This is a genomic window from Mesorhizobium sp. M7A.F.Ca.CA.002.09.1.1, assembly GCF_003998555.1.
Lineage (GTDB): Bacteria > Pseudomonadota > Alphaproteobacteria > Rhizobiales > Rhizobiaceae > Mesorhizobium > Mesorhizobium ciceri.
On sequence record NZ_RZRR01001517.1, the window covers coordinates 1 to 593 of the forward strand.

Sequence of the window (593 nt, forward strand, 5' to 3'; positions counted from 1 at the left end):
CCGCGCGAACCGCCCGGCAGGCCTTCTTTATTTTATTTGTATACAAATGAGTTTTGGAGCCATGTCGCCAACGCATGACGCATATGAGAAAGCCGCATAGCAGCTCCTGTTTTCACTTAATGTCTTGTAAATGATCGTAAATTTTGAGCACCTTGCCCAAATCTGTCGCAATCGATGTCGCATTTCATATCAAGCGGTTCGCTTTTGCGATTTAGTTTCTGCTTACACAAGCCTATATCAGCGCCAGCAAACGAGCTGCCCCACTCCATCAAGCGAAGGCGACCCGTCTGAGCAACCGAATGGAGATGATTATGAAGCTTTTTGCCCGCCTCTTTGCCCGCCGCGAAATGAACCTGACCACCGCTCTCGAGCGTCAGCGTCTCGCCAACACCATGCCCGGCCAGACTGGCGCCATGAATGCGGCGCGCCTCGGCTTCGTCGCCTGAAGATTTTCCAGGCAGCGCATCCCTGCCGCTGCTTTAAAACTGCAACGCCGCCTGCCTCCAGCCAGAGCGGCGTTTTTGTTCTGCGCACAGGCTGTACGCTGCCTGTCCCTTGAACAGTTCGTGCCACTTCCGGGCCCCGCTGCACGC

The 593-nt window shown here is 55.0% G+C and carries 1 protein-coding gene; it reads left to right on the forward strand.

Annotated elements, in window-relative coordinates:
* The first annotated feature begins 311 nt into the window (after window positions 1-311).
* A complete protein-coding gene (locus EN994_RS36800; protein WP_013531161.1) occupies window positions 312-446 on the forward strand; it encodes a hypothetical protein in 135 nt (44 codons plus the stop codon).
* The last annotated feature ends 147 nt before the right edge of the window (window positions 447-593 follow it).